The sequence below is a fragment of the Actinomycetospora sp. CA-053990 genome (genome assembly GCF_050948445.1).
GTDB classification, from domain to species: Bacteria; Actinomycetota; Actinomycetes; order Mycobacteriales; family Pseudonocardiaceae; genus Actinomycetospora; species Actinomycetospora callitridis.
The window spans coordinates 3,046,533-3,072,885 of the sequence record NZ_CP192043.1; the positions used below are offsets into that span (position 1 = coordinate 3,046,533).

Consider the following 26,353-nt stretch of genomic DNA (forward strand, 5'->3'; position numbering starts at 1 on the left):
GCTAGACACAGTAAGACCGCCGAGGCAAGGGACGGGTCGGATGAGCAGCACGACCGGGACGGACGACCCGGCGTCGGCGCAGGGGCCGAAGGGCCCTCTCCTCTGGCGGAGCCCGGACGAGCCGACGCGGGGCCCGCGTCGCGGTCTGTCGCTCGACGAGATCGCGTGGGCCGCCGTCGAGGTGGCGGACCGCGACGGACTGGCCGGGCTCTCGATGCAGCGGGTGGCCGCCGAGGTGGGGCTGACCAAGATGGCGCTCTACCGCTACGTCGCCAACAAGGACGAGCTCGAGGCGATCATGATCGACGCCGCCGTCGAGGAGCCGCCGGGGCCGGAGGCGCTGGCCGGGACGTGGCGCGAGCAGGCCGAGGAGTTCGCCCGCCTGGTGTCGGACGTCTGGACGAGGCACCCCTGGCTGCCGTGGGTCACCGTCGGCGAGCGGGTGATGGGGCCCCGCGAGGTCGGCTGGGTCGAGGCCGCCGTGCGCGTCGTCGAGCCGCTCGGGCTGGCGCCCGACGAGCGGATGGACGCGGTGTCGATGCTGTTCGGGCACCTGCGCACCACCCTCGCGACCGCCTCGGCCGGCACCCGGCCGTGGACCGCCGACCCCGCGGGCGGGAGCACGATGCGCGACCTCGTCGCCGCCCACGCCGACCGCTATCCCGCCCTCACCGCGGTGATGACCGACCCCGGCCGTCCGGTGGGGTCGCGCTGGGACTTCGGCCTCAGGTGCCTCCTCGACGGGTTCGCGGCGGCCGCCCGGCGGCGCGAGGAGCGCCGGTGACGACGCCGGAGGTCCTGCACCGCTACCTGGCCGCGCTCGACGCCGGCTCGGTCGACGAGGTCCTCGCGTGCTTCGCCCCGGGCGGCGAGGTGGCGTCCCCGCTCTACGGGACGCTGCCGGCCGAGCGCTTCTACCCCGGGCTGTTCGCGGACTCGTCGGCGTCGAGCACCGAGCTGCGGCGCATCTACGTCGATCCCCGGGACGACCGGGAGGTCGCGCTCGCCTTCCACTACGCCTGGGTGCTCGGCGACGGCACGCCCGCGCCCTTCGACGTCGTCGACCTGGTGACGCTCACCGACGAGCGTGACCTCATCGCGCGGCTCACCATCTGCTACGACACCGCGCCCCTGCGGAGCTCGTGGCAGCGGGTGGCGAGCGGCGGCGACGGCCCCTGACCCCCGGCCGACACGGTCGCGCCCCCCGCTGTCGGGGGGCGCGGTTAACCTCGATCCCATGGCGTTCGCGACAGAGGTTCCCGGCTCGGCCCGTGAGGGGGAGAACCCCGAGGGGCTGCCCGACGAGGCGCTCGCGCACTCCGAGCACCGCCCGGTGGGCGAGATCGAGCGCACCGGTGTGCCGTTCGAGGTCGTCAGCCCGTACTCCCCGGCGGGCGACCAGCCCGCGGCCATCGAGGACCTCGAGAAGCGGGTGAAGGGCGGGGAGCACGACATCGTGCTGCTCGGCGCCACCGGCACCGGCAAGTCGGCCACCGCGGCCTGGCTCATCGAGCGGGTGCAGCGCCCGACGCTCGTGATGGCGCCCAACAAGACGCTGGCCGCCCAGCTGGCCAACGAGCTGCGCGAGCTGCTGCCCAACAACGCGGTCGAGTACTTCGTCTCGTACTACGACTACTACCAGCCCGAGGCGTACATCGCGCAGACGGACACCTACATCGAGAAGGACTCCTCGATCAACGAGGACGTCGAGCGGCTGCGCCACTCGGCCACGTCCAACCTCCTGAGCCGCCGCGACGTCGTCGTGGTCGCCTCGGTGTCCTGCATCTACGGCCTCGGCACGCCGCAGTCGTACCTCGACCGCTCGGTGCAGCTGGCCGTGGGGGAGGAGCTCGACCGCGACACCCTGCTGCGCGCCCTGGTCGACGTGCAGTACCAGCGCAACGACATGGCCTTCGCCCGCGGCACGTTCCGGGTCCGCGGCGACACCGTGGAGATCATCCCGGCGTACGAGGAGCTCGCGGTCCGCATCGAGTTCTTCGGCGACGAGATCGAGGCGCTCTACTACCTCAACCCGCTCACCGGCGACGTGGTCCGGCAGGTCGACGACGTCCGCATCTTCCCGGCGACCCACTACGTCGCGGGGCCCGAGCGCATGGAGAAGGCCATCAAGGCCATCGAGGCCGAGCTGGAGGAGCGCCTGGCCGAGCTCGAGCGCCAGGGCAAGATGCTCGAGGCCCAGCGGCTGCGCATGCGCACCAGCTACGACGTCGAGATGATGCGCCAGGTCGGCTTCTGCTCCGGCATCGAGAACTACTCGCGCCACATCGACGGCCGTGGTCCGGGCACCGCGCCGGCCACGCTGATCGACTACTTCCCGCAGGACTTCCTGCTGGTCATCGACGAGTCGCACGTGACCGTCCCGCAGATCGGCGGCATGTACGAGGGCGACATGTCCCGCAAACGCAACCTCGTCGAGTACGGCTTCCGGCTCCCGTCGGCCACCGACAACCGGCCGCTGACCTGGGAGGAGTTCGCCGACCGCATCGGGCAGACGGTCTACCTGTCGGCGACGCCGGGCGACTACGAGATGCGGATGGCCGGCGGCGAGTTCGTCGAGCAGGTCATCCGCCCCACCGGTCTGATCGACCCCGAGGTGGTGGTCAAGCCGACCAAGGGCCAGATCGACGACCTCGTCGGCGAGATCCGCACGCGCGTCGAGAAGGACGAGCGCGTCCTGGTCACCACGCTGACCAAGAAGATGGCCGAGGACCTCACCGACTACCTGCTCGAGCTCGGCATCAAGGTCCGCTACCTGCACTCCGAGGTCGACACCCTGCGGCGCGTGGAGCTGCTGCGCCAGCTGCGCTCGGGGGAGTACGACGTCCTGGTCGGCATCAACCTGCTGCGCGAGGGGCTCGACCTCCCGGAGGTGTCGCTGGTGGCCATCCTCGACGCCGACAAGGAGGGCTTCCTGCGCAGCGAGCGCTCGCTGATCCAGACGATCGGCCGCGCGGCCCGCAACGTGTCGGGCCAGGTACACATGTACGCGGACAAGATCACCGACTCCATGCGCTACGCGATCGACGAGACCAACCGGCGTCGCGAGAAGCAGGTCGCCTACAACACCGAGCGGGGTGTCGACCCCCAGCCGCTGCGCAAGAACATCGCCGACATCCTCGACCGCGTCTACCGCGAGGCCGAGGACACCGAGGAGTCGGTGGAGGTCGGCGGCTCGGCCCGCAACAGCTCCCGCGGCCGGCGTGCGGCGGGCGAGGCCGGCGGCCGCGGCAGCTCGGGCATCGTCGAGCACCGCAGCACCGAGGGCATGGCGCGCGCGGAGCTGGCCGACCTCATCCAGCAGCTCACCGACCAGATGATGGCGGCAGCGCGCGACCTGCAGTTCGAGCTGGCCGGACGCCTGCGCGACGAGATCGCCGACCTCAAGAAGGAGATGCGGGGGATGGACGCGGCCGGGGTGAGCTGAGCGCCGCCGCCCGTACCGTGACCCGGACCACACCGATGACCTAGCATCGCTGTGCCCGGTCCGGGCTCGGGGAGGTGGGTGTGGCTGCTGTCCCCGCCGAGCCCGGTCCCGCGGCGAGCCCGCCCCTCGCGAGCGCCGTGCGGGCGCTCGCGGAGGTCGAGGCCCTCGACATGGCGTTCGCCGCGTCGCTGGACGCCCGGGACGGCACCTTCTGCCTCGGGCACATGAGCGGCGCGCGGGCCGGGAGCATGGACGGCCTGGTCACCGCGGTCGGGCAGGGGCTCGGCGGCAAGGTCCTGGCGGTCGAGCGGCCGCTCGCCGTCGCCGACTACGCCCGCGCCCCGGGCATCACCCACCAGTTCGACCAGGCCGTGTCGGCCGAGGGCCTGCGCGCGGTCTTCGCGCTGCCGGTCCGGGTCGACGGCACCCTGCACGGCGCCGTGTACGGCGCGATGCGGCGCCCGGTCGAGTTCGGCGAGCGGTTCCTCGCCCGGATGGCCGCGACGGTGCGGGCCGCCGTCCGGCCCGGGCCGTCGAGATCCCAGGCCGCCCCGGTCCCGACGCGTGCGACGTCCTGCTCTCGCGCGAGGAGGCCCGCGAGCTGCACGCCGTCCTGCGTGCGGCGCGGGCGAGCACCACCGACCCGGCCGCCCGGTCACGGCTCGACGTCCTCGCGGCGCGACTGCACCAGCCCGGGGCGGCGTCCCCGCCGGCGGTGCACCTCTCGGCCCGGGAGCTCGACGTCCTCGCCCTCGTGGCGGTGGGCCATGCGAACGGCGAGGTCGGGGCGCGCCTCGGGCTCACCGTCGAGACGGTGAAGTCCTACCTCAAGTCCGCGATGGCCAAGCTGGGCAGCCGGACGCGGGGCGAGGCCGTCCACCGCGCCCGCGCGGGCGGCCTGCTGCCCTGAGGCGCCCCCTCGTTCGTGGGTAGTGGGGGCAGGACGCTCCCCCTAACGTCCGCCGCGTCGGACCCGGTCGGACGACGAGGAGCGGCCCGTGGACGTGCCCAGCCTGATGCGCCAGGCCATGACGCTGCACCGTGACCGCACGGCCCTCGTCACCGACCGCCGGAGCCTCACCTTCGACGAGGCCTGGGATCGGGGTGTCCGCACCGCCAACGGTCTGCGGGCGCTCGGGGTCCGGCCGGGCGACCGTGTCGCGAGCGTGGAGGACAACGACCTCGGCGCCGCGGACCTGTTCCTCGGTGTCGCGATCGCCGGGGCGGTCCGCGTCCCGCTCTACGCGCGCAATGCCCGCCGGGCGCACCAGCAGATGATCGAGCAGACGCAGACCCGGGTGCTGGTCGTCGACGCGACGCACGCCGACGAGGTCAAGGGCCTCGACGACCCCACCGACGGGGCGGCCGGCCTGGAGCACCTGCTCGTCCGCGACGAGGGCTACGAGGACTGGCTGGCCGCGCAGTCCGCCGTCGACCCGGAGATCCGCGTCGAGGCCGACGACTGGTACGTCATCCGGCACTCCGCGGGCACGACCGGCCGGCCCAAGGGCGTCGGCTACACCCAGCACGACTGGCTCGTGAACTGCCGCAACTGGTACTACCGCCTGCCGAACCTGCAGAACCACAGCGTCGTCGGCCACGCCGGGCCGATCTCGCACGCGTCCGGCTACCTGTTCCTGCCGGCGTGGCTGCACGGCAGCGCCAACCTGCTCTTCGGGGCGTTCGAACCCGCCAAGGTGCTCACGCTGATGGAGCGGCACCGCGTCACGCACATGTTCGCGCCGCCCTCGATGGTGCAGATGCTCACCGCCGACCCCTCGCGGTCCGGACGGGACCTCGGGGCGCTGGAGTGCCTGCTGGTCGGCGGGGCGCCGATCACCGACGCCACCGCGCTGGCCGGGCGGGCGGCGTTCGGCGACGTCCTGCACCAGGTGTTCGGCCAGACCGAGGCCGTCCCGCTGACCGTGATGACGCCGCAGGAGTGGTTCTCCGACATCCCCGGGTCGTCCCCGCTGCGCGCCGCGGGCAAGGTGCTGCCGTTCGCGCGGATCGAGGTCCGCGACGAGGACGGCACCGTGCTGCCCCTCGGGGCGGAGGGCGAGCTCTGGGCGCAGGTCGAGGGTCAGATGCGCGGTTTCTGGGACGACGACGAGCTGACCGCCACCCGCCTCGTCGACGGGTGGGTCCGCACCCGGGACATCGGCCGGATCGACGGGAACGGCTACGTCTACGTCCTCGACCGGGCGGACGACATGATCGTCTCCGGCGGCTTCAACATCTGGCCCGCCGAGCTCGAGTCCGCCATCGCCGACCACCCCGACATCGTCGAGGTGGCGGTGTTCGCGGTGCCGCACGAGCGCTGGGGCGAGACCCCGATGGCCGTCTGCCGCGTAGCCCCCGACGCGACCGTCACCGCCGCGGAGATCACCGAGCTGGTGCGCGGGGCCCTGGGGTCCTACAAGAAGCCCGGGGCCGTCGAGTTCACCCACGACCCCCTGCCCAAGAACGTCGTCGGCAAGCTGCTGCGCAAGGCCCTGCGCGAACCGCACTGGGCGGGGCAGGCCAGTCGGGTGGCCGGCGCCTGACCTCCACGACCAGGAGCCCGCGATGACTCAGACGTCCGACCGCCCCAGCGGCATCGACCCCGAGCTCGAGCCCGACACGCTCGACGACCAGGACTACGGGGTGCCCTGGGCGCTCGAGGACCACCACCGGGACTGGCAGACGACGTTGCGGGGGTTCTGCGAGCGCGAGGTCGCCCCGGGCGCGGCCGAGCGCAGCATCGCCGGGGTCTTCGATGCCGACCTCGCCCGCGCGGCCGGCCGGCTCGGCGCCTACGGGCTGCTCGCCGACGAGCGCTACGGCGGCGGTGGCGCCGACCTGCGCACGCTCTGCCTCACCGCCGAGGAGCTCGCCCGCGTCGACTCCTCGCTGTCCGTGACCGTCCACGTCCAGGCCATCAGCATCGCCCTGCTCGCCCACCTCGCCAAAGGCCGCGAGGACCTGCTGGGCGAGGTGCTGCCCGGCGCCTGCACGGGGGAGACCTTCGTGTCCTTCGGGCTCACCGAACCCACCGGCGGGTCCGACGCCGGCAACATCGCCACCACGGCGCGCCGCGACGGCGGCGACTGGGTGATCTCCGGGTCGAAGCAGTTCATCACGAACTCCGGCACGCCGTTCTCCCGCTACGTCATCCTCTTCGCCGCCACGGGCGACGCCACGCCGGGCGCGAACGGCCGGTCCCGGCGTCCGGTCTCGGCCTTCCTCGTGCCGCTCGACGCGCCCGGCGTCACCGTCGGCGCGCCCTACGCGAAGCTGGGGTGGCGGTCGTCCGACACCCACCCGCTGTTCTTCGACGAGGTCCGCGTCCCGGGCTCCGCCCTGCTCGGCGAGGAGGGGCGCGGGTACCGCGAGGCGCTCGGCTTCCTCACGTGGGCCCGGTTCCCGATCGCCGCGATGAGCACGGGGCTCGCCCTCGGGTGCCTGGACGACACCCGGCGCTTCGTCGCCGACCGCACCTCGTTCGGCACGCCGCTCGGGGGCCACCAGGGGGTGGCCTTCCAGGTCGCCGACATCGCCGCGCTGGCCGCCACCGCCCGCGTGATGACCTACGACGGCGCGTGGAAGTACGACCACGGCCGGCCGATCGCGAAGGAGGCGGCCACCGCGAAGCTGGTGGCCTCGGAGGCGGCGAACAAGGCGGCGTACCTGGCGACCGAGGTCGCGGGCGGCTACGGCTTCATGGCCGACACCGCGGTCACCCGGCACTACCAGGACGCGCGCATCCTCACGATCGGCGAGGGCACGTCGGAGGTGCAGCGCATGCTGATCGCGCGAGGCCTGGGGCTGCCCGTGTAGTCAGGCGGTGTCGTCAGGCGTGCAGCAGCTCGCCCGCGCGGCGCAGGTCGGCGACGAAGCCCTCCATCATCTCGTCGCGGTCCTGCCCGCGGCTGGGGTCGGCGCGCAGGATCGCCGACGGGTGGATCGTCGGCACCAGGGTCAGGTCGTTCCACGGGCGGGGCTCGCCGCGCTCGGCGGTGATGCGGAACGACGAGCCGAGCAGGGCCTTCCCCGCCGTCGCGCCCAGGGTGAGCAGCACCTGGGGCTTCACCAGCGCGAGCTCGGCGTCGAGCCACGGCCGGCAGGCCTTGATGTGGCCGGCCTTCGGCGTCTCGTGGATGCGCCGCTTGCCCTGGTAGCGGAAGTTGAAGTGCTTGACGGCGTTCGTGACGTAGGCGTCGTCGCGGGCGATCCCGGCGCTCTCGAGGGCCTCGTCGAGCAGGCGTCCCGCCGGTCCGACGAACGGCGCACCCTGCCGGTCCTCCTGGTCGCCGGGCTGCTCGCCGACCATCACCAGGCGCGCCTGCGGGGGACCGGAGCCGAAGACCGTCCCGGTGGTGTCGTGGTGGAGCTCGCACGCCGTGCACCCGGCGGCGCGCTCGCGCAGCGTCTCGAGGTCGGGCGCGTCCGTCTCGAACAGATCCAGCGGCTCGGTCACGGGGCGGGGTGCCCGGTGTCAGTCGAGGCAGAACTCGTTGCCCTCGGGGTCGGCCAGGATGATGTGCCCGCCCTGCAGCGGGGGCGCGGGCTCGTGCCGTTCGAGGCGGGTCGCGCCGAGGCCGACGAGCCGTGCGGCCTCCGCCTCGAGCGCCGCCATGCGCTCCTCGCCCGCGAGCCCGGGCGCCGCGCGCACGTCGAGGTGCACGCGGTTCTTGACCTGCTTGCCCTCGGGCACCTTCTGGAAGAACACGCGCGGGCCCGGGCCGTCGGGGTCGTTGACCGCCGAGGCGTCGTTGCGGTGCTCGGGCGGGACGCCGAACGCCTCGAGGGCGTCGTCCCAGGTGGCGAAGCCCTCCGGCGGGTCCTGGAGGCGGTAGCCCAGCGCCTCGGCCCAGAACGTCGCCAGCTTTCCCGGGTCGGCGCAGTCGAAGGTGATCTGGATGTCGCGGCTCATGCCCGCAGGCTCGCACCGATGGCGGACAGGTGCGGTCCGCCTCGCCGCGAAGTTCGGCGGGCAGGGAACGGCGGCCGGTCTATGGCGCGGCTCACGAGCGCTGCCTAGGCTGCGGCGAGGTCCGTCGACGTCGAGGGGGTTCTCGTGCCTCACGGGGACGACGGGGTCTGCGCGGTCACGCGCAGCACCGACCTTCGTCAGCACGCCCGCCTGCTCCACCAGGCCCATGACGCGCGGCTGCAGGGCACCCGGCCGACGACGGCGCTGCGCCGGGTGGTGAGCCGGTCGTGGGACCGGGTCCTGTCCTACGGCGTCGCCCCCGACGGGCGGTCCCTCGAGGACCCGGCGGCGCCGGACGTCGTCGAGCGCCGGCGGGCGGAGTCGCCCATCGCCGGCGTGCTGCCCCAGCTGCGGGCGAGCCTCACGGCGGTCGCCGAGGACGCCGAGCACATCATGGTCGTCACCGCCGCCGACGGCTTCGTGCTCTGGCGCGAGGGCGCGGTGCGGGTCGGGCGGCTCGCCGACTCCCTGGGCTTCATGCCGGGGGCGGACTGGACCGAGGCCTCCGTCGGCACGAACGCCATCGGCACCGCGCTGGCCGAGCACGCGTCCGTGCAGCTGTTCTCCGCCGAACACTTCGTGCGCGCCCAGCACCCGTGGACCTGCACGGCCAGCCCCATCCACGATCCGCGCACGGGGGAGATGCTCGGCGTCGTCGACCTCTCCGGGCCGGCGCCGACCGTGCACCCGACGACGGTGGCCCTCGTGCACACCGCGGTCCGCCTCGCCGAGACCGGCCTGTGGGGCGCGCACGAAACGCGCCTCGAGGGCCTGCGCGCCATCGCGGCCCCGATGCTGGCGCGGAGCACGGGGCCCGCGCTCGTCGTCGACGACCACGGCTGGGTCGCCGCCGCCACCGGCCTCGCCCCGCGCGAACGCGTCGGCGTGCCCCGGGCGGGCGAGGCGATGCTCGTCCACGGCCTGGGCGCCTGCCTGCCCGACCGCGTGCCCGGCGGCTGGATGCTGCGCCCGTCCGACGCCGCAGGCCCGGGCCGGACGCGCCTGCGCCTCGACCTCGACGCGGAGCCCGCGGGCGCGGTGGTCGAGGGCAACGAGGTGTGGCGGCACGCCCTGAGCCGGCGCCACCTGCAGATCCTCGCGCTCCTCATGCGCGCCGGGAGCCGGGGGATGGACGCCGCGGCGATCAGCCGCGTCCTCTACGACGACGGCGCCCACCTCGTCACTGTCCGCGCCGAGCTCTCGCGGCTGCGACGCGTGCTCGGCGGGCTCATCGCCGCCCGCCCGTACCGGATCGCGCCCGGCGTCGAGGTGCTCGCGCCGACGCCGCAGGACGAGGCGCGCCTCTTCGGCGTCGGGAACGCAACACCGCTGCAACCCTGGTCGTGACCGGGCTCACTCCCGTGGGATGGGGTCACGCCCACCTCAGGAGGACCCATGAAGGCCGCTCGCTTCCACGGACGCGGTGACGTCCGCGTGGAGGACGTCCCGGAGCCCCGACCCGGGCCCGGGCAGGTGCAGATCGCCGTCGAGTGGTGCGGCATCTGCGGCACCGACCTGCACGAGTACCTCGACGGGCCGATCTTCGCGCCGACGACGCAGGCGCCGCACCCACTGACGGGGGGCGCGGTGCCGATCACCCTCGGCCACGAGTTCTCGGGGATCGTCTCCGGTGTCGGCGAGGGCGTCACGGGCGTGTCCGAGGGCGACCGGGTCGTCGCCGAGCCCTACGACGTGTGCGGGGTCTGCGTCGCGTGCCGGGCCGGGCGCTACAACATCTGCCGCTCGCTGGGTTTCGTCGGCCTCGACGGCGACCAGGGCGGGTTCGCCGAGAAGATGGTGATCGACCAGCGGTGGGTGCACCCGATCGCCGGCCTCACCGCCGAGCAGGGCGCGCTCGTCGAGCCCCTGGCCGTCGGCTACCACGCCACCAAGCTCTCCGGGATCGAGAAGGGGCAGACCGCAGCGGTCTTCGGCTCCGGCCCGATCGGGCTGGTCACCGCCGCCGCGCTGAAGGCGCTGGGCGCCGGTCAGGTCGTCGTGGTCGAGCCCGCCGACGCCCGCAAGGCCAAGGCACCGGGCGCGGGTGCCGACCACGTCCTCGACCCCACCGAGGTCGACGTGCCCGAGGCGATCCGCGACCTCACCGACGGCGCCGGCGCGGACGTGACGTTCGAGTGCGCAGGCCTCGATCCCGTCCTCGCGCAGGCCGTCGCGTCCACCCGTCCCGGCGGGACCTGCATCAACGTCTCGATCTGGGGCCACCCGGCGACCTTCGACGTGAACTCGCTGGTGTTCTCCGAGATCCGGCTCATCGGGTCGCTGGCCTACGCGGGCCGGCACCCCGAGGTCATCGACCTCATCCGTGACGGCGTCGTCGACGTCGACCAGTTCATCACCGGCCGCATCGCCCTCGCCGACATCGTCGACCAGGGCTTCCGCGAGCTCATCGACCACAAGGAGACCAACGTGAAGATCTTGGTGCACCCGTGACCGCCGCGGGGACGCGCGTCGCCGTCGTCACCGGCGCCGGACGGGGGATCGGCGCTGCCATCGCCCGCCGGCTCGCCTCCGACGGGCTGGCCGTGATGGTGTCCGACATCGACGCGGCGACCGCGGCCGAGGTCGCGCAGGAGATCACCGACAAGGGCGGGCAGGCCGCGTCGACCGTCACCGACGTCGCCGACCGCGAGGCCTGCCAGGCGCTCGTCGCCGCGACCCGCGAGCGGTTCGGGTCGATCGACGTGATGGTCGCCAACGCAGGGATCGCGCAGGTCAAGAAGCTGCTCGAGGTCTCGCCGGAGGACCTGCAGCGGATGCTGTCGATCAACGTCGGCGGAGTGCTGTGGTGCCTGCAGGCGGCCGCCGAGGCGATGATCGAGCAGGGGCACGGCGGGAAGATCATCAATGCGGCGTCGATCGCCGGGCACCAGGGGTTCGACCACCTCGGGCACTACTCGGCGTCGAAGTTCGCGGTGCGGGCGCTGACGCAGGCGTCGGCGAAGGAGCTGGCGCCGCACCAGATCACCGTCAACGCCTACTGCCCGGGCATCGTCGGCACCACGATGTGGGACGAGATCGACGAGGGCCTCGGCGGCTACCTCGGCACCGGCAAGGGCGAGGCACTCCAGCAGTACTCGCAGCTCATCGCGCTGGGCCGGGTGCAGACGCCCGAGGACGTCGCGTCGTTCGTCTCCTACCTCGCCAGCCGCGACGCGGACTACATGACCGGGCAGGCGGTGATGATCGACGGCGGGATCGTGATGGTCTGATCCCGACGGGCGGCGGGTCGGTTCGACGCAGTGGGAGTGGCGGGGGTAACATCATCGTCATGCAGGCGAAGCGTCTCGAGGTAGTACTTCGGCGCGCCGGGTAGCCAGGGCCCCGGCGCGCATCACCGCTCACCATCAGTGGGCGGTCCGCCGAGACCTGGCTCGGATCCACCTCTCCCACGGATCCCTGGAGTCACCCGTGACCACGCTCGAGCAGCCCGCCACCCCGGCGTTTCCCGCCGCCCCCCGCCGCATGTCCCGGCTGCCGCGCCCCTTCACGATCCTCACCACCGGCGGCATGCCCGGGGTCATGGACCTGGCGTCGGCGCTCTGCTCGTTCGGCTACCGCGTCCCCGACTTCTCGGTCGACGTCCACGAGGGCGTCAGCTGCTCGTGCATCCAGTGCACGGTCGCGCTGACCAGCGCGGAGTGCGCCGAGTTCGCCGACCGCGTCCGCACCCTGCCGGGCGTCCTGTCGGTCGAGCCCGCCTGCTGACTCCTGCCTAGGCGCATGATGGAGCGGTGAGCGACGACGCCCGCCGCGGGCCCGACCGTCCCGGGGAGTGGTCCAATCCCTTCGAGGACCTGATCGGCAAGCTCGTCGAGGGCTTCGGTGATCTGGGTGCCCCCGACGGACGGGACGGCCGGGACGACCCGCCGCCCGGGCGGCCGCGCGGGGACACCCGCACCCCGGTGCTCGACCGCTTCGGGCGCGACCTCACGGCCGAGGCCCGCGCCGGGCGCCTCGACCCGGTGGTCGGACGCGAGCGGGAGGTCGCCGCCGTCCTCGAGATCCTGGGGCGCCGGACCAAGAACAACCCGGTGCTGGTCGGCGACCCGGGCGTGGGGAAGACCGCGATCGTCGAGGGCATCGCCGCCCGCATCGCCGCCGGCACCGTGCCCGGACCGTCGGGTCGGCGAGTCGTGGCCATCGACCTCGCCGGGCTCGTCGCCGGCACCAAGTACCGCGGGGAGTTCGAGGAGCGGCTGCGCCGGCTCGTCGACGAGGTCACCGCCACCGACCGCGGCGTCGTGCTCTTCCTCGACGAGCTGCACACCGTCGTCGGGGCGGGCGCGGGCGTCGAGGGGACGATGGACGCCGCGGACATCCTCAAGCCGGCGCTGGCGCGCGGCGAGCTGCAGGTCGTCGGCGCGACGACGCTCGAGGAGTACCGCCGCCACGTCGAGTCCGACCAGGCGTTGGAGCGCCGCTTCGCCCCGATCACCGTCGACGAGCCGACGATCGAGCAGACCGTGGCGATCCTCGACGGCCTCAAGGGCCGCTACGAGGACCACCACGGCGTGCGGCTGCCCGAGGACACCCGCCGGGCCGCGGTCGAGCTCACCGCCCGCCACGTGCGCGACCGCTTCCTGCCCGACAAGGCCATCGACGCCCTCGACACCGCCGCGGCCCGCGTGCGGCTGCGGCGCGCGGAGGACCCGGGCGCCTCGGGGACGGTCTCGGTCTCCGACATCGCCCAGGTCGTCGCCGACCGGACCGGTCTGCCCGTCGCCCACCTCACCGACTCCGAGCGGACCCGCCTGCTCGGCCTCGCCGACCACCTGCGGCGGCGCGTCGTCGGCCAGGACCACGCGCTCGACGCCGTCACCGACGCCGTGCTCGCCGGGCGCGCGGGGATGGGCGCACCGGGACGACCGGTGGCGTCGTTCCTGTTCGCGGGGCCCACCGGGGTGGGCAAGACCGAGCTCGCCCGTGCCCTGGCCGAGGCCCTGCACGGCTCCGACGAGCGCCTCGTGCGCCTCGACCTCGGCGAGTTCCGCGAGGCCCACACCGTCGCCCGCCTCACCGGCGCGCCGCCCGGCTACATTGGCCACGACCGCCCCGGCGAGCTCACCGAGGCGATCCGGCGCACGCCGTCGTGCGTGGTGCTCCTCGACGAGATCGAGAAGGCGCACCCCGACGTGCTGGCCCTGCTGCTCGGGGTGCTGGACGCGGGCCGGCTGACCGACGGGCGCGGGCGCACGGTCTCGTTCGCCGACGCCGTCGTCATCCTCACCAGCAACCTGGGCGCGAGCGCGCTGACCGAGGGCCGCGATCCCGACGAGGCGCGGTCGGCGGTGCTCTCCGCGCTCGCGCGTGCCCTGCGTCCCGAGTTCCTCGGCCGGGTCGACGAGGTCGTGCTGTTCACCCCGCTCGACCCGGAGGCCCGGCGCCGGGTGGTGGAGCTCCTGCTGGACGGCACGCGCGAGCGCCTCGCGGCCCAGGAGGTGTCGCTGGAGGTGACGCCCGCCGCCGTCGACGCCCTCGTCGTGCGCGGGCACGACCCGACGCTGGGCGCCCGCCCGATGCGCCGCGTCGTCACCCGCGAGGTCGACCGTGCGCTGTCCAAGCGCATCGTCGCCGGGGCCCTGCGCCCGGGCGGCAAGGCGACCATCGACGCGCCCGACGCCGAGGGGCCGCTGACGATCGAGGTCACGGGCTGAGGGTCCGCACGCGCTGACCGGGGCTCTCCATGTCGATCTCTCGGGAGTGCCGTCAGTGTTCTTCGGCGCGACCGCACTGACGACACTGTCGGGAGATCGAACTGGCGAGGCCGCCTGTAGAGGTCCTGCACTACCGTCGCCGACAGGAGCGCCGGCGGGTTCGTCGTGGTGCTCAGGACCCCGCACGTGACCGTCCGGGCCCGGGCGGCGGTGATCGAGATCCGGCAGCGACGACGACTGGGGATTCGCGAGCGTGCTGGTCCTCGCCGTGAGCTGCGTGGCGTGGACGCCCGGCGCGTCGTGCACACCGCGGCGGAGGTCGCGAGGACCCAGCACTCCTGACCGCCGCGAGCGGCACGTTGCGCATGATCGACCGGCGTCGCGGCCTGCGGAACGTGCCCGTCGCGGCGCGCCGGAGCGCCCCGGATCGCCAGGCGTCGCCCTCGGTGATCGACGCGGATTTCCTGGCGCTGAGTGCCAGCGTGGACGCAGGGCTTGCACACGGAGTGCGCCGGTCGGGCTAGCTCGTGATGTCCTTGCGGCGGAACCACCAGACCGCCGTGGCGCCGAAGGCGATGCACCAGACCAGGGCGGAGAGGACGCCGCGGGCGAGGTCGGTGCCGTCGACGTCGAGGGTGAGCAGGTCGGCGAAGGCGAACACGTCGTGGGTGGGCAGCACGTTCCGGATCGAGCCCAGCGCGTCGACGGTGTCGAGGATCTGGGACAGGATCGAGATCAGGACCGCGCCGCCGACGGCGCCGAGCGGGGCGTCGGTGACCACCGAGAGCAGCGAGGCCACGCCGGCCACCCAGAGCAGGTGGACCGCGAGGTAGGCGACGGCGAGGGCGATGCGCACGAGCGCCGTGCCGTAGGGCAGCGACTCGCCGGTGGGGGAGAGGTAGTCGCCCGCCCCGTACACCAGCGTGCCGAGCACCACGGCCACCAGCGGCAGCACGAGCAGCGTCGCCAGCGAGAGCAGCGCGGCCACGATCGCCTTCTGGCGCAGCAGGCGCACCCGGGGTACGGGGATCGCCAGCAGGTAGCGCAGCGACGACCACGACGCCTCGCTGGCGACCGTGTCGCCGAAGAACAACGCCACGACCACCACGAACAGGAAGCTCGCCGAGGAGAAGAGCGCGAAGACCGCGAAGTTCACCCCCGACGCCTGCGCGAGGTCGGTGAGGCTGGTGGCCGCGGCGCCCTGGTCGGGGGCGTCGCCGACCGAGAAGGCGATCCAGAGGATCACCGGCAGCAGCGCGAACAGCGCGAGCGTCACCTGCGTGCGGCGCCGGCGCCACTGCCGGGTCAGCTCGACGCGCACGGGCAGCGTGCGGGACCCGTCCACGGTGGTGGTCACGAGCGGGGCACCTCCTCACCGATCAGCGCGAGGAACGCGTCCTCGAGACGGCGCCGGGGCCCGACGCCGCGGACGTCGAAGCCGGCCTCCACCAGCGTGCGGACGACGGCGGCGCGGTCGACGTCGCCGAGGTCGACGAGGACCACGTCGGCGTCGCCCGGGTCGGCCTCGACGTCGCGCACCCCGTTGCGCCCGCGCAGGACCGAGACGGCCTCGTCGCGCCGGGTGGCGTCGACGGACACCGCGACCTGCCCGTTCGCGACGAGCTCGGCCACCTCGCCGGTGGCGACGACCCGGCCGCGATGCATGACGACGACGTGGTCGCAGGTCTGCTCGACCTCGGCCAGCAGGTGGCTCGAGACCAGGACCGTGCGGCCCTCGGAGGCGCGGGCGTAGGAGCGCAGCACCTCCCGCATCGCGTGGATCTGGGGCGGGTCGAGGCCGTTGGTCGGCTCGTCGAGCACGAGCAGGTCGGGCAGCCCGAGCATGGCCTGCGCGATCGCGAGGCGCTGGCGCATGCCCTGGCTGTAGGTGCGCACCGTCCGGTCGACGGCCGATCCGAGCCCGGCGATGTCCAGGGCCTCCTCGAGGTGCGCCTCGTCGCGGGGGCGTCCGGTGGCCGCCCAGTAGAGCTCGAGGTTGTCCCGCCCGGTGAGGTGCGGCAGGAACCCGGCGCCCTCGACGAAGGCGCCGACGCGCCCCAGCACCGGCGCCCCCGCGACGACGCGCCGGCCGAAGACGCGCAGCTCGCCCGCCGTCGGGGCGATGAGCCCGAGCAGCATGCGCAGCGTCGTCGTCTTGCCGGCGCCGTTGGGGCCGAGCAGGCCGAGGACCTGGCCGCGTTCGACGGTGAACGAGACGTCGTCGACGGCGACCAGGCCGCTCGGCCACGACTTCGAGAGCCCGCGGACGACCAGCGGGGTGTCGGCGAGCGCCTCCTCGAGGGCGAGCACACCGCCGGGCTCCAGGTCGCGGCGCCGGCGGCGGACCGCGAGGACCCGCGCGACGAGCCAGGCGACGAGCACGCCGAGCAGCAGCACGCCCGCCGCGGCGAGCGGGGCGATCGGCACCGAGGTCCCGCTGCGGACGTCGCCGGGCACCGAGGGCACGGAGAGCGTGGAGTCGCCGGCCAGGCCGATCCGGTGCACGGCCGGGGCGGTCGCGGCGGCGTAGGCCTGGTCGGTGGTCGAGACGACGACCTCGAGGCGGTGGCCGGCGGCGAGCGTCGCGACCACGGCGGGGAGGCTCACCGACACCTCGGTCGGCGTCGGTCCCGGGGTGGGCAGGCGCATCGGTGAGACCGCGTTGCCCAGCAGCGTGCGGGTGCCCGGCGCGCCGTCCCCGGCCGCGACGTCGTAGACCTTCGCGAAGAGCACCGGCTCGCCGGCGACCGCGCCCGGCACCGACGACACCGTGAGCCGGACCTCCGGCGTACCGGCGACCACCGTGCGGGCGGGCAGCGGGTCGGTGGAGAACCGCGCCGCCTGGCCCGGGAGGTCGTTCGCGAGCCGGCCCAGCAGCGCCGAGGCCCCGCCACCCCGCCGCCGGCACCGCCGCCGCCCCCACCGCCGCCGGAGCTGCCGCCGCCGTCGTCCTCCTCCTCGTCCCCGGAGCCGTCCCCGGAGCCATCACCCGAACCACCGGCCGCGCCCCCGGCCAGGCCCGCGAGGCCCGGCACCGACGAGATCGCGGACGGGGCGCCCCGGCCGGCGCGACGATGTCCTGGGCCTCGCCGCGCAGCGGCAGCGGGGTGCGGACGGTCCCCGGCCCGCCGTCCAGGCCGGGGTAGACGCTCGCGGTGATCGTGCGCTGCGTGGGGGCCCGGCGGGCCTGCACCCCGGACGGGACGACGTAGGTGAACGCCGCGCCGGGGTCGGCGCCGGTCCCGGCGAGGTGGTGGTCGAACCAGGCCTGCATCCGCTCGGTCGTGCGCCGGTCGGGCTCGCCCCCGTCGTGGCCGCCGGCGAACCAGCTGACCGCGACGGTGCCCCCGCCGGCCGCGATCTGGCGGGCGGTGGCGTCGGCCTGGTCGAGGCCGAAGAGCGTGTCCTGCTCGCCCTGGACGAGCAGCGTCGGCGCGCTGATGCGGCCGGCCACGCTCGCGGGCGAGGCGCGGTCGAAGAACGACGCGAGGGCCGGGGCTCGCGCCCGGTGGTGATGGCGGCGACGTACCCCGCGCAGACCTCGGGGACGAAGCGCCCGCAGACCTGCGGCGGGGCCTGCTCCTGGCCCGGCCCGGGCCGCGAGCCGCTGCCGAAGAACAGCGCCGACCACGCCCGCTTGAACACCCCGTCGGGGGCGGCGGCGCTCGCCGCGGGCGTCGTGGCGGGGTCCGGGCCGGCCCGGTCGGGGAAGAGCGACTGGCCGAGGTCGTTCCAGGTGATGATCGGGATGGTCGCGTCGACGCGCGGGTCCGCGCCGGCGAGCAGCAGCGCCAGCGCCCCGCCGTACGAGGCGCCCGTGACGCCCACCCGCGGGTCGCCGGGCCCGTCCTGGCGCACCTCGGGCCGCGCGGCGAGCCGGTCGACGAGCTGGCGGGCGTCGGTGACCTCGTACTCCGGGGAGTTCAGGGCGATCTGCCCGGTGCTCTCGCCGAACCCGCGCGCCGACCAGGCGAGGGCGACGTAGCCGCGCTCCGCCCAGGCGCGGGCCTCGTCGGCCACCGAGTCCTTGCTGCCGCCGAAGCCGTGGGCCACGAGCACCGCAGGCGCCGGGCCCGAGGTCGCCGGCAGCCAGAGCGTCGCGTCGAGGCTCTGTGGCTGGTCGCGCGCCGGGCCGTCGAGGACGTCGATGCGCAGGTCCTCGCTGCGCACCGAGCCACCGGGCGCGGGAGCTGCGGCCACCGTCGCGGCCCCGACGAGCAGGACGGCGAGCAGGACTCCGAGGGCCCGGAGCGGGCGGCTGATCACGGGCGCACGGTATCCCGGTTCGTCTGAACCGGTCGTGAGCGACCTATTCCCCACGGCCCGGTGCGCATCGCCACCGAGGGCCGCCTTCGCCCTGCGCTCACATCAGTGACACACTCCGTAGCGGAGGGGAGTATCCCCACGCGGGGGCCTCGTCAGCACGGCATCGGAAGTCTCGGTGCCCGGGGCCCTCGGTCGCCGATTCGGCGGCGGGAGAGACCTCCGGTGGATGGCGTCCGTCCCGACGTGCCCCCGGAGATCGGAGAACCCCCGTGAACGTGCCCTTCTGGGTGTGGGCCGCCACGATCGTCGGCCTGCTGGCCGTCCTCGCGCTCGATCTCGCGATCGTCGGCCGCCGCCCCCACGAGGTGGGTGTCCGCGAGGCGGCGCGCTGGGTGGCGGTGTACATCGCCCTCGCCGCGGTCTTCGCCGTCGGCCTGTTCCTCGTGGCCGGCCAGGAGCCCGCGACGGCGTTCGTGGCCGGCTACGTCACCGAGTACTCGCTCTCGGTCGACAACCTCTTCGTCTTCCTGCTGATCATGGGCGCCTTCGCGGTGCCCAAGGTGCACCAGCACCGGGTGCTGCTGTTCGGCATCCTCATCGCCCTGGTGCTGCGCGGGGGGTTCATCCTCGCCGGCGCCGCGGTGATCGAGCGGTTCAGCTGGGTGTTCTACCTGTTCGGCGCGTTCCTCGTGCTCACGGCCATCAAGGTCGTCACGACGGACGACGAGGACGAGGAGTTCCGCGAGAACGCCGCCCTGCGCCTCGTGCGCCGGGTGCTGCCGGTGACCGACGACTACCTCGGCACCAAGTCGGTCGTCCGGCGCCGCGACGCGCGGGGCCGGCTGCGGCTCATGGTCACGCCGATGCTCATGGTGATGATCGCGATCGGCATGACCGACCTGCTGTTCGCGCTGGACTCGATCCCCGCGATCTTCGGCCTGACCCGCGACCCCTACATCGTGTTCACCGCGAACATGTTCGCGCTGATGGGCCTGCGCCAGCTCTACTTCCTGCTGGGCGGGCTGCTGCAGAAGCTCGTCTACCTCTCGTACGGCCTGGGCGTGATCCTCGCCTTCATCGGCGTGAAGCTCATCCTCGAGGCCCTGCACACCAACACGCTGCCGTTCCTCAACGACGGCGCTCCCCTCGACGTCCCCGTGATCGGGATCGAGGTCTCGCTGGCGGTCATCGTCGGTGTGTTGCTGATCACGACCGTCGCGAGCCTCGTCAAGGTCCGGTACTTCACGGCGCCCGAGCCCGAGCAGCCGTCCGACCAGCCGCCCGACCAGCCGACCGACCGGGCCGGCGCGAACGATCCCGTCACCGTCGCCCGCACCCCCGGCGACTAGCGCCTCACCAGGGAGCCACCGCCCGCACGGTTCGGTGGCACCCTCGAACGGGGACGTGAGTGAGGGGAGTCGGGACGCCGGTGGCGGGACGGTCGGGGACGGCCGCGGGGCGTGCCCTGTGGCGATGGGCCGTGGTGGCCGTGGTCGGCGCACTCCTGGTGGGGGTCCCCGCGCTGCTGGCGGCGCGTCCCAGCGACGCGCAGGCCGACCCGCAGCAGCTGCGCGACCGGATCGCGGCGTCCGCGGGGGTCGGGTGGACCGGCTACGCCGAGGCCCGCGCGACGCTCGGGCTCCCGCGTATCGCCGCCCTCGCCGACGTCACCACGCTGCTCTCGGGCGTGACGCGGATGCGCGGCTGGTACGCGGGCCCGGACCGGGCACGCACCGACGTGCTGTCGGCGGTGGGGGAGCGCGACCGCTACGTCACCCCGCGCGGCCAGGCCGTCTGGGACTACGGCGCCGAGCTGCTGACCATCGTCGCCCGTGACCCGGAGGTGCGCCTGCCCCGCTCCGAGGACCTCCTCCCGCCCGACCTGGCCCGGCGCCTGCTCGCCGGCACGGCCTCAAGTGACCCTGCGACGGCCCTGCCCTCCCGGCGGGTCGCGGGCGTCGACGCCGCGGGGGTGCGCGTCACGGTCGCCGACCCGGAGACCACGGTCGACGCGCTCGACGTCTGGGCCGACCCGGCGACCGGGCTGCCCGTCGCCGTCGAGGTGCGGGCCCGCGGGGTCGCCGAGCCGATGATCAGCACGGCGTTCGGCGACCTGGAGGAGGGTCCGCCCGACCCGACGGCCCTCGAGCCGCGCCGCGGACCGGGCGCCGGCGTGACGCGCAGCCCCACGTCCGACCTCTTCGGCGTCCTCGGCCGCGGCGACGGCAGCACCCTGCCCGCAGTGCTCGCCGGGCGGGAGCGCGTGCCGCCGGAGCGCCGCTTCCCGGCGCTCGGCCAGTACGGCACGACGCTCGGGCAGCTGATCGCGGTGCCGCTGCCCGCCGACTTCGCCGGCACCCTCCTCGGCGGCATCGACCGCGCCGGGGCCGGGCGCACCCTGACCGTCGACGGGCAGGGCTCGGCGCTGGAGACCCCGCTGCTCTCGCTCGCCGTGGTGCGCAGCGAGGACGGCGCCCGGGCCTGGGTACTGGCCGGGCTCGTCCCGCCCGCCGCGCTCGACTCCGGGGCCGCGGACCTGCTGGCGGGGGGCCGTCAGTGAGCACGCGGGAGACCCAGCGGATCGACGCCCGGCCGCCGTCGTCCGGGCTCGTGATCGAGACCCGCGGCGTCACCAAGCGCTTCGGGTCGCACGTCGCCGTCGACGACGTCGACCTGCACGTCGCCGAGGGCGCCCGCTACGGCTTCCTCGGCCCGAACGGGTCGGGCAAGACGACGATGGTCCGGATGCTGCTGGGGCTCGTGTACGCCACGCGCGGCGAGATCACGGTCCTCGGGGCGACGGTGCCGAACCGGGTGGCCGACGTGCTGCCGGAGATCGGGGCGATGGTCGAGGGCCCGGCCGCCTACCCGCACCTGTCCGGGCGGACCAACCTCGCGCTGCTCGACGCGTCCGGGCCCCGGCGTGGCCGGGACGGGCGCCGGCGCCAGCGGGTCGAGGAGGTCCTCGAGCGCGTCGGGCTCGCGGCGGTCGACCGGCGGCCCGTCCGCACGTACTCGCTCGGCATGCGCCAGCGCCTCGGTCTGGCGGGCGCGCTGCTGAACCGGCCCCGGCTGCTGGTGCTCGACGAGCCGACGAACGGGCTCGACCCGCACGGCATCCGGGAGGTCCGCGACCTGCTGATCGAGCTGAACGCCGCGGGCACCACGGTCTTCCTGTCGAGCCACCTGCTCGCCGAGATCGAGGCGCTGTGCACCACCGTCGGCGTCGTCGACCGGGGCCGGCTCGTGCTCGAGGACGCCCTCGACGCGGTGCGGGGCCCGACGGGACGGCTCGTGGTGCGCACCCCCGACCCGGACGGCGCGGCCCGGCTGCTCGGCCGGGCGGTGGCCGAGCGCCACGACCACACGCTCGTCGTCGACGCCGCCCCCGGCGGCCCGTCGGCACTGGCCCGCCACCTGGTCGAGCACGGCGTGCCCCTCGACGGGCTCGCCGAGCAGCGCCGCAGCCTGGAGGACGTCGTCGTCGCACTGACAGGGCCAGGCTCGGACACCGCGCGCGACCGGGGGGCCCGCGCGTGATCCGCGTCGAACTGATCAAGCTCGCCGGCCGTCCCCGCACCTGGGTGGCGATCGGCCTGCTGTGCCTGCTGCCCGCGGTGGTCGCCGTCTTCCTCGCGACCACACGCATCTCCCCGCCGCCGGGGCAGGGCGCGGCGTTCCTGTCGGCGGTGCTGCAGTCCGGCTCGCTCTACCCCGCCGCGGCGCTGGCGCTCGTCCTGCCGATCTTCCTGCCGGTGGCCGTGGCCGTCGTCGCGGGCGACGCCGTGGCGGGCGAGTCGTCCCAGGGCACGTTGCGCTACCTGCTCGTACGCCCGGTGCGCCGCACCGCGCTGCTGGGCGCCAAGCTCGTCGCGATCGTGGTGTTCGTCGTGGTCGCGGTGCTCTCGGTCGCCGGCACCTCCTACGTCGTCGGGGTCTCGCTGTTCGGGGCGGGCGACCCGGTGGCCGTGGTGCGCGCGCTGCCCGAGGTCACCGGCGGGGACGACGCGGTCGCGGGCGCGGGACCGGCCGGCGGCCAGCAGCCCTCCTCGGCCGGCGGCCAGGTCGGCGGGTCCGACGCGTCGCAGTCGGGGGCGCAGCCGGGCGCCGAGACCGGCGACAGCACGGTGGCCGCCGACGACCAGGCCGCGCGTGAGCGGGCGCAGTCGTCGGTCTCGTCGCTGTCCGGGGAGGCGCTCGGGCCCGCCGACCTCGCGGCGCGCCTGCTCGGCGCGATGGGCTACGTGGTCGTCTCGATGCTCGGCGTCGCCGCGATCGCCCTGTTCCTCTCGACGGTCACGGCGTCCTCGCTCGGCGCGACCCTCGGGGCCCTCGCCGCACTGATCACCAGCCAGGTGCTCGTGAGCCTCGACGCGGCGTCGTCCGTGACGCCCTACCTGCCGACGCGGTACTGGCTGGCCTGGGTCGACTTCTTCCGCGACCCGATCTTCCTGCGCGACATCTCGTCCGGGCTGTGGCTCCAGGCGGGCTACGTCGTGGTGCTCATGCTCGCCGCCTGGGCGAACTTCACGACGAAGGACGTCACCAGCTAGGTCTCGGGGTCAGCTCCGGCCCTCGTCGCGCAGGGCGTCGCAGGCGTCCGGGTCGGCGGTGGGCAGGGGACCGGTGCCGAGGCCCCGCAGGACGAGCCCGACCGCCAGCGGGTCCACCGGCAGGCGCGAGTGGGGGATCGTCGCGTCGGAGCAGACGTCCTGGAGGCGCACGGCGTCGGTGCCGGGGAGCTCGGCGGAGTCGGGCGGGGTGACGGTCTCGTCGTCGGCGGTCCACAGCGACAGCCAGGGCACCCCGGCCGGCGCGGTCGCGAGGCCGGTGAGCAGCGCGCTCCCCGGCGCGAGCTGCTGGCACGCGCGCGGGCAGGCCCCGGGCACCAGCGCGCCACCCGCGGCGGCGAGCTCGGCGCCCCGCAGCGGCGAGCCGAGGGTGACGACGCGGCGCACGGCCGGGGCGGTCCGCCCGCGGTCGAGGTAGACGCGGGTGGCGACCCCGCCGGCGGAGTAGCCGACGACGTCGACCGAGGGCGCGCCCTCGTCGAGCAGCCCGCGGACGGTGTCGTCGATCGTGGCGGCCTGGGTCACGAGGTCGCCGGTGCCGCCGGAGGGCAGCTCGACGATCACCGAGCGGCGACCCTCGGCGCGCAGGCGCTCGGTGAGCGCGATGAACGCCGCGCGGTTGCCGCCGTACCCGGGCACGAGCACCACGGCGCCGGGGACGGCGGGGTCGGCGGGCGGCGGCACCCGGTACTCGCGGGCCACCGCGATCCCGATCAGCACCAGCAGCACGGCGCCGACCCCGAGCAGCGCTAGCACGAAGGCGCGCCGGCGCGAGGCCAGCCCGCCGAGCGGGGCCCGCGTGGGCCAGGACGCCATGGGTCCCAGTGTGCCGGGCGCGCGGGCGGGCTCCGCGTGAGACGGTGACCGCCGTGGCTGCCCCGACCGACACCGTCTCCCCTGCCGACGCCGCCGCCCTCACCGGCCGGCTCGAGCCCCTGCACTCGCAGATCTACTTCGTCCCGGAGGTCGGCGAGGAGCTCGCGCCCCTGGGGATCACGAAGCCGCGCGCCCAGTACTTCGCCCAGCGCGCCGCCCCGATGGGCGCGGTCGGGCCCGGCGTCGTGGCGGCCACGTTCTTCAACTTCAACGCAGGCCTCTTCGCGCGCTCGGTGCCGGGCGTCTGGGCGTCCGCGGCCCCCGCCGACGTCGTCAACGCCCGGCTGCGGGCCGCCGACTCGTCGCTGCGACGGCTGCTGGGCGACCAGGTCTCCTCGGCCGCGGTGACCGAGTCCGCCGAGCTCGCCCGCAAGGCCTGCGAGGGCGCCACGGGCGAGGACCGCCCGCTCTACGCCGCCCACGCCGACCTGCCCTGGCCCGACGAGCCGCACCTCATGCTCTGGCACGCGGTGACGCTCCTGCGCGAGCACCGCGGCGACGCCCACCTGCACGCCCTGCTCTCCGCCGGGCTGTCGGGCATCGAGGCGCTGATCACCCACGTCGCCACCGGCACGGGCTTCACCGTCGGCTTCGCCCAGCAGAGCCGCGGGTGGTCGCCCGAGCAGTGGAGCGACGCCTCCGCCGGGCTCGTCGAGCGCGGCCTGCTCGACGGCGACGGCGCGCTCACCGAGGACGGTGCCGCGCTGCGTCGGGAGATCGAGGAGCACACCACCCGGATGTCCCTGGGGCCCTGGCGCCATCTGGGCGCCGAGGGCATGGCCCGCCTCGCCGAGGTCTCCCGCCCGCTCTCGAAGGCGGTCCTGCCGGCCTTCGCGGTCGAGGGCGTCTTCTCACCCCGGTCGCCGCGCGCCCAGAAGGGCTGAGCCCGGGTGACACTCCCCGCGTGACCCGGCCGACCGCCCGCGTACTGGCGCTGCTGGAGATCCTGCAGCGCGGTGGGACACGGACGGTCGCGGAGCTCGCCGAGCGGCTCGGGGTCGACGAACGCACGGTCCGTCGCTACGTCGCGCACCTGCTCGATCTCGAGGTGCCGGTGCGCTCGATCCGGGGGCGCTACGGCGGATACGAGCTCGCGCCCGGGTTCCGCATGCCGCCGCTCATGCTCACCGACGACGAGGTCCTGGCCGTGCTGCTCGGGGTCCTCAGCGCCGAGCGGGCGGGACTGGCCATCGATGACGCCGGTGAGAGGGCCGCGGCGAAGATTCGCCGGGTGCTGCCCGCCGCGCTCGCGCGCCGGCTCGACGCGCTGCTGGAGACCGCGAGGATCACCGGTCCGGCGCGGGAGCCGGAGGCGTCCCCGGAGACCCGCGTGATGCTGACGCTCGCCGAGGCCGCCCGGGACCACCGGCCCGTGGCGCTCGAGTACACGTCCCGCGACGGACGGACCAGCACGCGCACCCTGCACCCGTACGGGATCGTCGCCCACGCCGGTCGCTGGTACGTCACCGGCGACGACTCCGCGAGCGGCGAGGTCCGCACGTTCCGGCTCGACCGCGTGCACCACGCCCGGGTGATGACGGGCGAGTTCACGCCACCGTCGGGCTTCGACCCCGAGGAACGCGTGCTGTCCGGTCTTGCCGCCGCACCCCGCGGCACGCCCGTCTCGGTCCGGGTCGAGGCGTCCGCGCAGCACGTCCGAACCCGGCTCCCGCGCGGCGTGGCGGTCGTCGAGCCGGTCCCGGACTCCGACGGCTGGGTGCGCGTCCGCCTCCATGCCGAGCGTCTCGACTGGGTCCCGGCCGCCCTCGCCGGGCTCGACCGGCCCTTCGTCGTCGAGGAACCCGACGCGCTGCGCGACCACGTCCGGGACCTGGCCCGGAGACTCGCGAACTCGGCCGGGAATCCGGGCGCTTCCTGACCGCATGCCCTTCTAGCGTCGACGACATGAACCTCGTCTCCGTCCGCGTGATCACCGATGACGTCGCCCGGCTCGTCGCCTTCTACGAGCGGGTCACCGGTGCGTCCGCCACGTGGTCGACCCCGGACTTCGCCGAGCTGGTGACGATGTCGGGCACCCTCGCGATCGGCAGCACCCGCACCGTCGGTCTCTTCGGCGCCGGCTCGGCGGAGTCCGGTGCGAACCGGTCGGCCATCCTCGAGTTCCTCGTCGACGACGTCGACGCCGAGTTCGTCCGGCTGCGCCCGTGGGTGCCTGCGTTCGTCACCGAGCCCACGACCATGCCCTGGGGCAACCGCGCGCTGCTCCTCCGCGACCCCGACGGCACCCTCGTCAACCTGTTCACGCCGGTCACCGAGGAGGCCGTCGCCAAGTTCGCGGCGACGCCCCGCTGAGGCTCAGCGGATCTGCTGCGGCCGCCCCCGCGCGCCCACCTCCTTGCGGTCCCGCGACCGCTTGACGAGCCAGACCCCGCCGCCGACGACCAGCGCCGCCGGGATCAGCCACACCAGCGTCCCGAGCAGCCACTGCACGAGCGGCAGGACCACCCCGCCGAGCAGCACCAGCGCACCGACACCCACCAGAACCCACACCACGATCCTCATGGCCTCGATGCTGCGCGCCGCT

The 26,353-nt window shown here is 74.6% G+C and carries 24 protein-coding genes and 1 pseudogene; 19 read left to right on the top strand and 6 right to left on the bottom strand.

Annotation, left to right across the window (positions count from 1 at the left end; all coding sequences use genetic code 11):
• The first annotated feature begins 40 nt into the window (after positions 1–40).
• The 7 genes from ACQPYN_RS15725 to ACQPYN_RS15755 all read left to right on the top strand — a co-directional run bounded on the left by ACQPYN_RS15725 (position 41) and on the right by ACQPYN_RS15755 (position 7,264).
• Complete coding sequence (locus tag ACQPYN_RS15725; RefSeq protein ID WP_433038442.1) at positions 41–784, top strand: TetR/AcrR family transcriptional regulator; 744 nt, start codon at positions 41–43, stop codon at positions 782–784.
• Positions 781–1,179, top strand: a complete 399-nt coding sequence (locus ACQPYN_RS15730; RefSeq protein WP_433038445.1) for a nuclear transport factor 2 family protein — start codon at positions 781–783, stop codon at positions 1,177–1,179. Before ACQPYN_RS15725 ends, ACQPYN_RS15730 begins: the two co-directional genes overlap by 4 nt.
• Positions 1,180–1,237: 58 nt before the next feature.
• Positions 1,238–3,445 (top strand): excinuclease ABC subunit UvrB, encoded by a 2,208-nt coding sequence (uvrB, locus tag ACQPYN_RS15735; RefSeq protein WP_328307783.1) that lies wholly within the window; start codon positions 1,238–1,240, stop codon positions 3,443–3,445.
• 80 nt (positions 3,446–3,525) lie between these two features.
• Positions 3,526–4,263 carry a GAF domain-containing protein gene (locus ACQPYN_RS15740; protein WP_433038447.1) on the top strand — a complete coding sequence of 246 codons (738 nt, stop codon included), beginning with the start codon at positions 3,526–3,528 and terminating at the stop codon, positions 4,261–4,263.
• Complete coding sequence (locus ACQPYN_RS15745; protein WP_433038450.1) at positions 4,206–4,355, top strand: response regulator transcription factor; 150 nt, start codon at positions 4,206–4,208, stop codon at positions 4,353–4,355. The genes ACQPYN_RS15740 and ACQPYN_RS15745 overlap by 58 nt, the downstream gene beginning before the upstream one ends.
• 88 nt (positions 4,356–4,443) lie before the next feature.
• Positions 4,444–5,991 (top strand): class I adenylate-forming enzyme family protein, encoded by a 1,548-nt coding sequence (locus ACQPYN_RS15750; protein WP_433038454.1) that lies wholly within the window; start codon positions 4,444–4,446, stop codon positions 5,989–5,991.
• Between the two features lie 22 nt (positions 5,992–6,013).
• Positions 6,014–7,264 carry an acyl-CoA dehydrogenase family protein gene (locus tag ACQPYN_RS15755; protein ID WP_433038456.1) on the top strand — a complete coding sequence of 417 codons (1,251 nt, stop codon included), beginning with the start codon at positions 6,014–6,016 and terminating at the stop codon, positions 7,262–7,264.
• Positions 7,265–7,277: 13 nt separating this feature from the next.
• Here ACQPYN_RS15755 and ACQPYN_RS15760 read toward each other — a convergent pair whose 3' ends face one another.
• Complete coding sequence (locus ACQPYN_RS15760; protein WP_433038458.1) at positions 7,278–7,904, bottom strand: UdgX family uracil-DNA binding protein; 627 nt, start codon at positions 7,902–7,904, stop codon at positions 7,278–7,280.
• 18 nt (positions 7,905–7,922) lie between these two features.
• The gene (locus ACQPYN_RS15765; RefSeq protein ID WP_433038460.1) at positions 7,923–8,360 is read right to left on the bottom strand and encodes a VOC family protein; all 438 of its coding nucleotides are present in this window, start codon (positions 8,358–8,360) and stop codon (positions 7,923–7,925) included.
• A 144-nt stretch (positions 8,361–8,504) separates the two neighbouring features.
• Between ACQPYN_RS15765 and ACQPYN_RS15770 the strand changes: the two genes are divergently transcribed.
• The 5 genes from ACQPYN_RS15770 (at position 8,505) to ACQPYN_RS15790 (ending at position 14,095) form a co-directional block, all read left to right on the top strand.
• Positions 8,505–9,767, top strand: a complete 1,263-nt coding sequence (locus ACQPYN_RS15770) for a GAF domain-containing protein (protein ID WP_433038462.1) — start codon at positions 8,505–8,507, stop codon at positions 9,765–9,767.
• 48 nt (positions 9,768–9,815) lie between these two features.
• Positions 9,816–10,871 carry a 2,3-butanediol dehydrogenase gene (locus tag ACQPYN_RS15775; protein ID WP_433038464.1) on the top strand — a complete coding sequence of 352 codons (1,056 nt, stop codon included), beginning with the start codon at positions 9,816–9,818 and terminating at the stop codon, positions 10,869–10,871.
• A complete protein-coding gene (locus tag ACQPYN_RS15780) occupies positions 10,868–11,650 on the top strand; it encodes an acetoin reductase (RefSeq protein WP_433038466.1) in 783 nt (260 codons plus the stop codon). The genes ACQPYN_RS15775 and ACQPYN_RS15780 overlap by 4 nt, the downstream gene beginning before the upstream one ends.
• A gap of 199 nt (positions 11,651–11,849) precedes the next feature.
• Positions 11,850–12,146 (top strand): hypothetical protein, encoded by a 297-nt coding sequence (locus tag ACQPYN_RS15785; protein WP_433038468.1) that lies wholly within the window; start codon positions 11,850–11,852, stop codon positions 12,144–12,146.
• Positions 12,147–12,172: 26 nt separating this feature from the next.
• Entirely contained in the window at positions 12,173–14,095 is a 1,923-nt protein-coding gene (locus ACQPYN_RS15790) for an ATP-dependent Clp protease ATP-binding subunit (RefSeq protein ID WP_433038469.1), read from the top strand.
• Between the two features lie 520 nt (positions 14,096–14,615).
• Here the strand turns inward: ACQPYN_RS15790 and ACQPYN_RS15795 are convergent.
• Together ACQPYN_RS15795 and ACQPYN_RS15800 are read right to left on the bottom strand one after the other, a co-directional pair.
• The gene (locus tag ACQPYN_RS15795) at positions 14,616–15,452 is read right to left on the bottom strand and encodes an ABC transporter permease subunit (RefSeq protein ID WP_433038471.1); all 837 of its coding nucleotides are present in this window, start codon (positions 15,450–15,452) and stop codon (positions 14,616–14,618) included.
• Positions 15,449–18,358: pseudogene (locus ACQPYN_RS15800) on the bottom strand (alpha/beta fold hydrolase). The gene ACQPYN_RS15795 and the pseudogene ACQPYN_RS15800 overlap by 4 nt, the downstream one beginning before the upstream one ends.
• 272 nt (positions 18,359–18,630) lie before the next feature.
• On the opposite strand from ACQPYN_RS15800, the gene ACQPYN_RS15805 reads away from it, so the two are divergent.
• The 4 genes from ACQPYN_RS15805 to ACQPYN_RS15820 all read left to right on the top strand — a co-directional run bounded on the left by ACQPYN_RS15805 (position 18,631) and on the right by ACQPYN_RS15820 (position 22,914).
• Positions 18,631–19,710: a TerC family protein gene (locus tag ACQPYN_RS15805; protein ID WP_433038473.1), complete on the top strand. Its 1,080-nt coding sequence runs from the start codon at positions 18,631–18,633 to the stop codon at positions 19,708–19,710.
• Between the two features lie 80 nt (positions 19,711–19,790).
• On the top strand, positions 19,791–20,921 hold the full coding sequence (locus tag ACQPYN_RS15810) for a hypothetical protein (RefSeq protein WP_433038475.1): 1,131 nt from the start codon (positions 19,791–19,793) through the stop codon (positions 20,919–20,921).
• A complete protein-coding gene (locus ACQPYN_RS15815) occupies positions 20,918–21,901 on the top strand; it encodes an ABC transporter ATP-binding protein (RefSeq protein ID WP_433038476.1) in 984 nt (327 codons plus the stop codon). Before ACQPYN_RS15810 ends, ACQPYN_RS15815 begins: the two co-directional genes overlap by 4 nt.
• Positions 21,898–22,914, top strand: a complete 1,017-nt coding sequence (locus ACQPYN_RS15820) for an ABC transporter permease (protein ID WP_433038477.1) — start codon at positions 21,898–21,900, stop codon at positions 22,912–22,914. Before ACQPYN_RS15815 ends, ACQPYN_RS15820 begins: the two co-directional genes overlap by 4 nt.
• Positions 22,915–22,923: 9 nt before the next feature.
• Here the strand turns inward: ACQPYN_RS15820 and ACQPYN_RS15825 are convergent, their stop codons facing one another.
• Entirely contained in the window at positions 22,924–23,748 is an 825-nt protein-coding gene (locus ACQPYN_RS15825; protein ID WP_433038479.1) for an esterase/lipase family protein, read from the bottom strand.
• 53 nt (positions 23,749–23,801) lie between these two features.
• Between ACQPYN_RS15825 and ACQPYN_RS15830 the strand changes: the two genes are divergently transcribed.
• From ACQPYN_RS15830 to ACQPYN_RS15840, 3 genes are read left to right on the top strand one after another with little or no spacing between them, the layout of a single operon-like run.
• Positions 23,802–24,692 carry an SCO6745 family protein gene (locus tag ACQPYN_RS15830; RefSeq protein WP_433038481.1) on the top strand — a complete coding sequence of 297 codons (891 nt, stop codon included), beginning with the start codon at positions 23,802–23,804 and terminating at the stop codon, positions 24,690–24,692.
• A 20-nt stretch (positions 24,693–24,712) separates the two neighbouring features.
• Entirely contained in the window at positions 24,713–25,687 is a 975-nt protein-coding gene (locus tag ACQPYN_RS15835; RefSeq protein ID WP_433038483.1) for a helix-turn-helix transcriptional regulator, read from the top strand.
• A 26-nt stretch (positions 25,688–25,713) separates the two neighbouring features.
• Positions 25,714–26,121 carry a VOC family protein gene (locus ACQPYN_RS15840; RefSeq protein WP_433038485.1) on the top strand — a complete coding sequence of 136 codons (408 nt, stop codon included), beginning with the start codon at positions 25,714–25,716 and terminating at the stop codon, positions 26,119–26,121.
• A 3-nt stretch (positions 26,122–26,124) separates the two neighbouring features.
• Here ACQPYN_RS15840 and ACQPYN_RS15845 read toward each other — a convergent pair whose 3' ends face one another.
• Positions 26,125–26,331 (bottom strand): hypothetical protein, encoded by a 207-nt coding sequence (locus tag ACQPYN_RS15845; RefSeq protein ID WP_433038487.1) that lies wholly within the window; start codon positions 26,329–26,331, stop codon positions 26,125–26,127.
• Between the last annotated feature and the right edge of the window lie 22 nt (positions 26,332–26,353).

Coding starts and splice junctions, on each gene's coding strand:
- ACQPYN_RS15725 (WP_433038442.1), top strand. CDS start 41: ATGAGCAGCACGACCGGGACGGACGACCCGGCGTCGGCGCAGGGGCCG.
- uvrB (WP_328307783.1), top strand. CDS start 1,238: ATGGCGTTCGCGACAGAGGTTCCCGGCTCGGCCCGTGAGGGGGAGAAC.
- ACQPYN_RS15755 (WP_433038456.1), top strand. CDS start 6,014: ATGACTCAGACGTCCGACCGCCCCAGCGGCATCGACCCCGAGCTCGAG.
- ACQPYN_RS15765 (WP_433038460.1), bottom strand. CDS start 8,360: ATGAGCCGCGACATCCAGATCACCTTCGACTGCGCCGACCCGGGAAAG.
- ACQPYN_RS15775 (WP_433038464.1), top strand. CDS start 9,816: ATGAAGGCCGCTCGCTTCCACGGACGCGGTGACGTCCGCGTGGAGGAC.
- ACQPYN_RS15825 (WP_433038479.1), bottom strand. CDS start 23,748: ATGGCGTCCTGGCCCACGCGGGCCCCGCTCGGCGGGCTGGCCTCGCGC.
- ACQPYN_RS15840 (WP_433038485.1), top strand. CDS start 25,714: ATGAACCTCGTCTCCGTCCGCGTGATCACCGATGACGTCGCCCGGCTC.
- ACQPYN_RS15845 (WP_433038487.1), bottom strand. CDS start 26,331: ATGAGGATCGTGGTGTGGGTTCTGGTGGGTGTCGGTGCGCTGGTGCTG.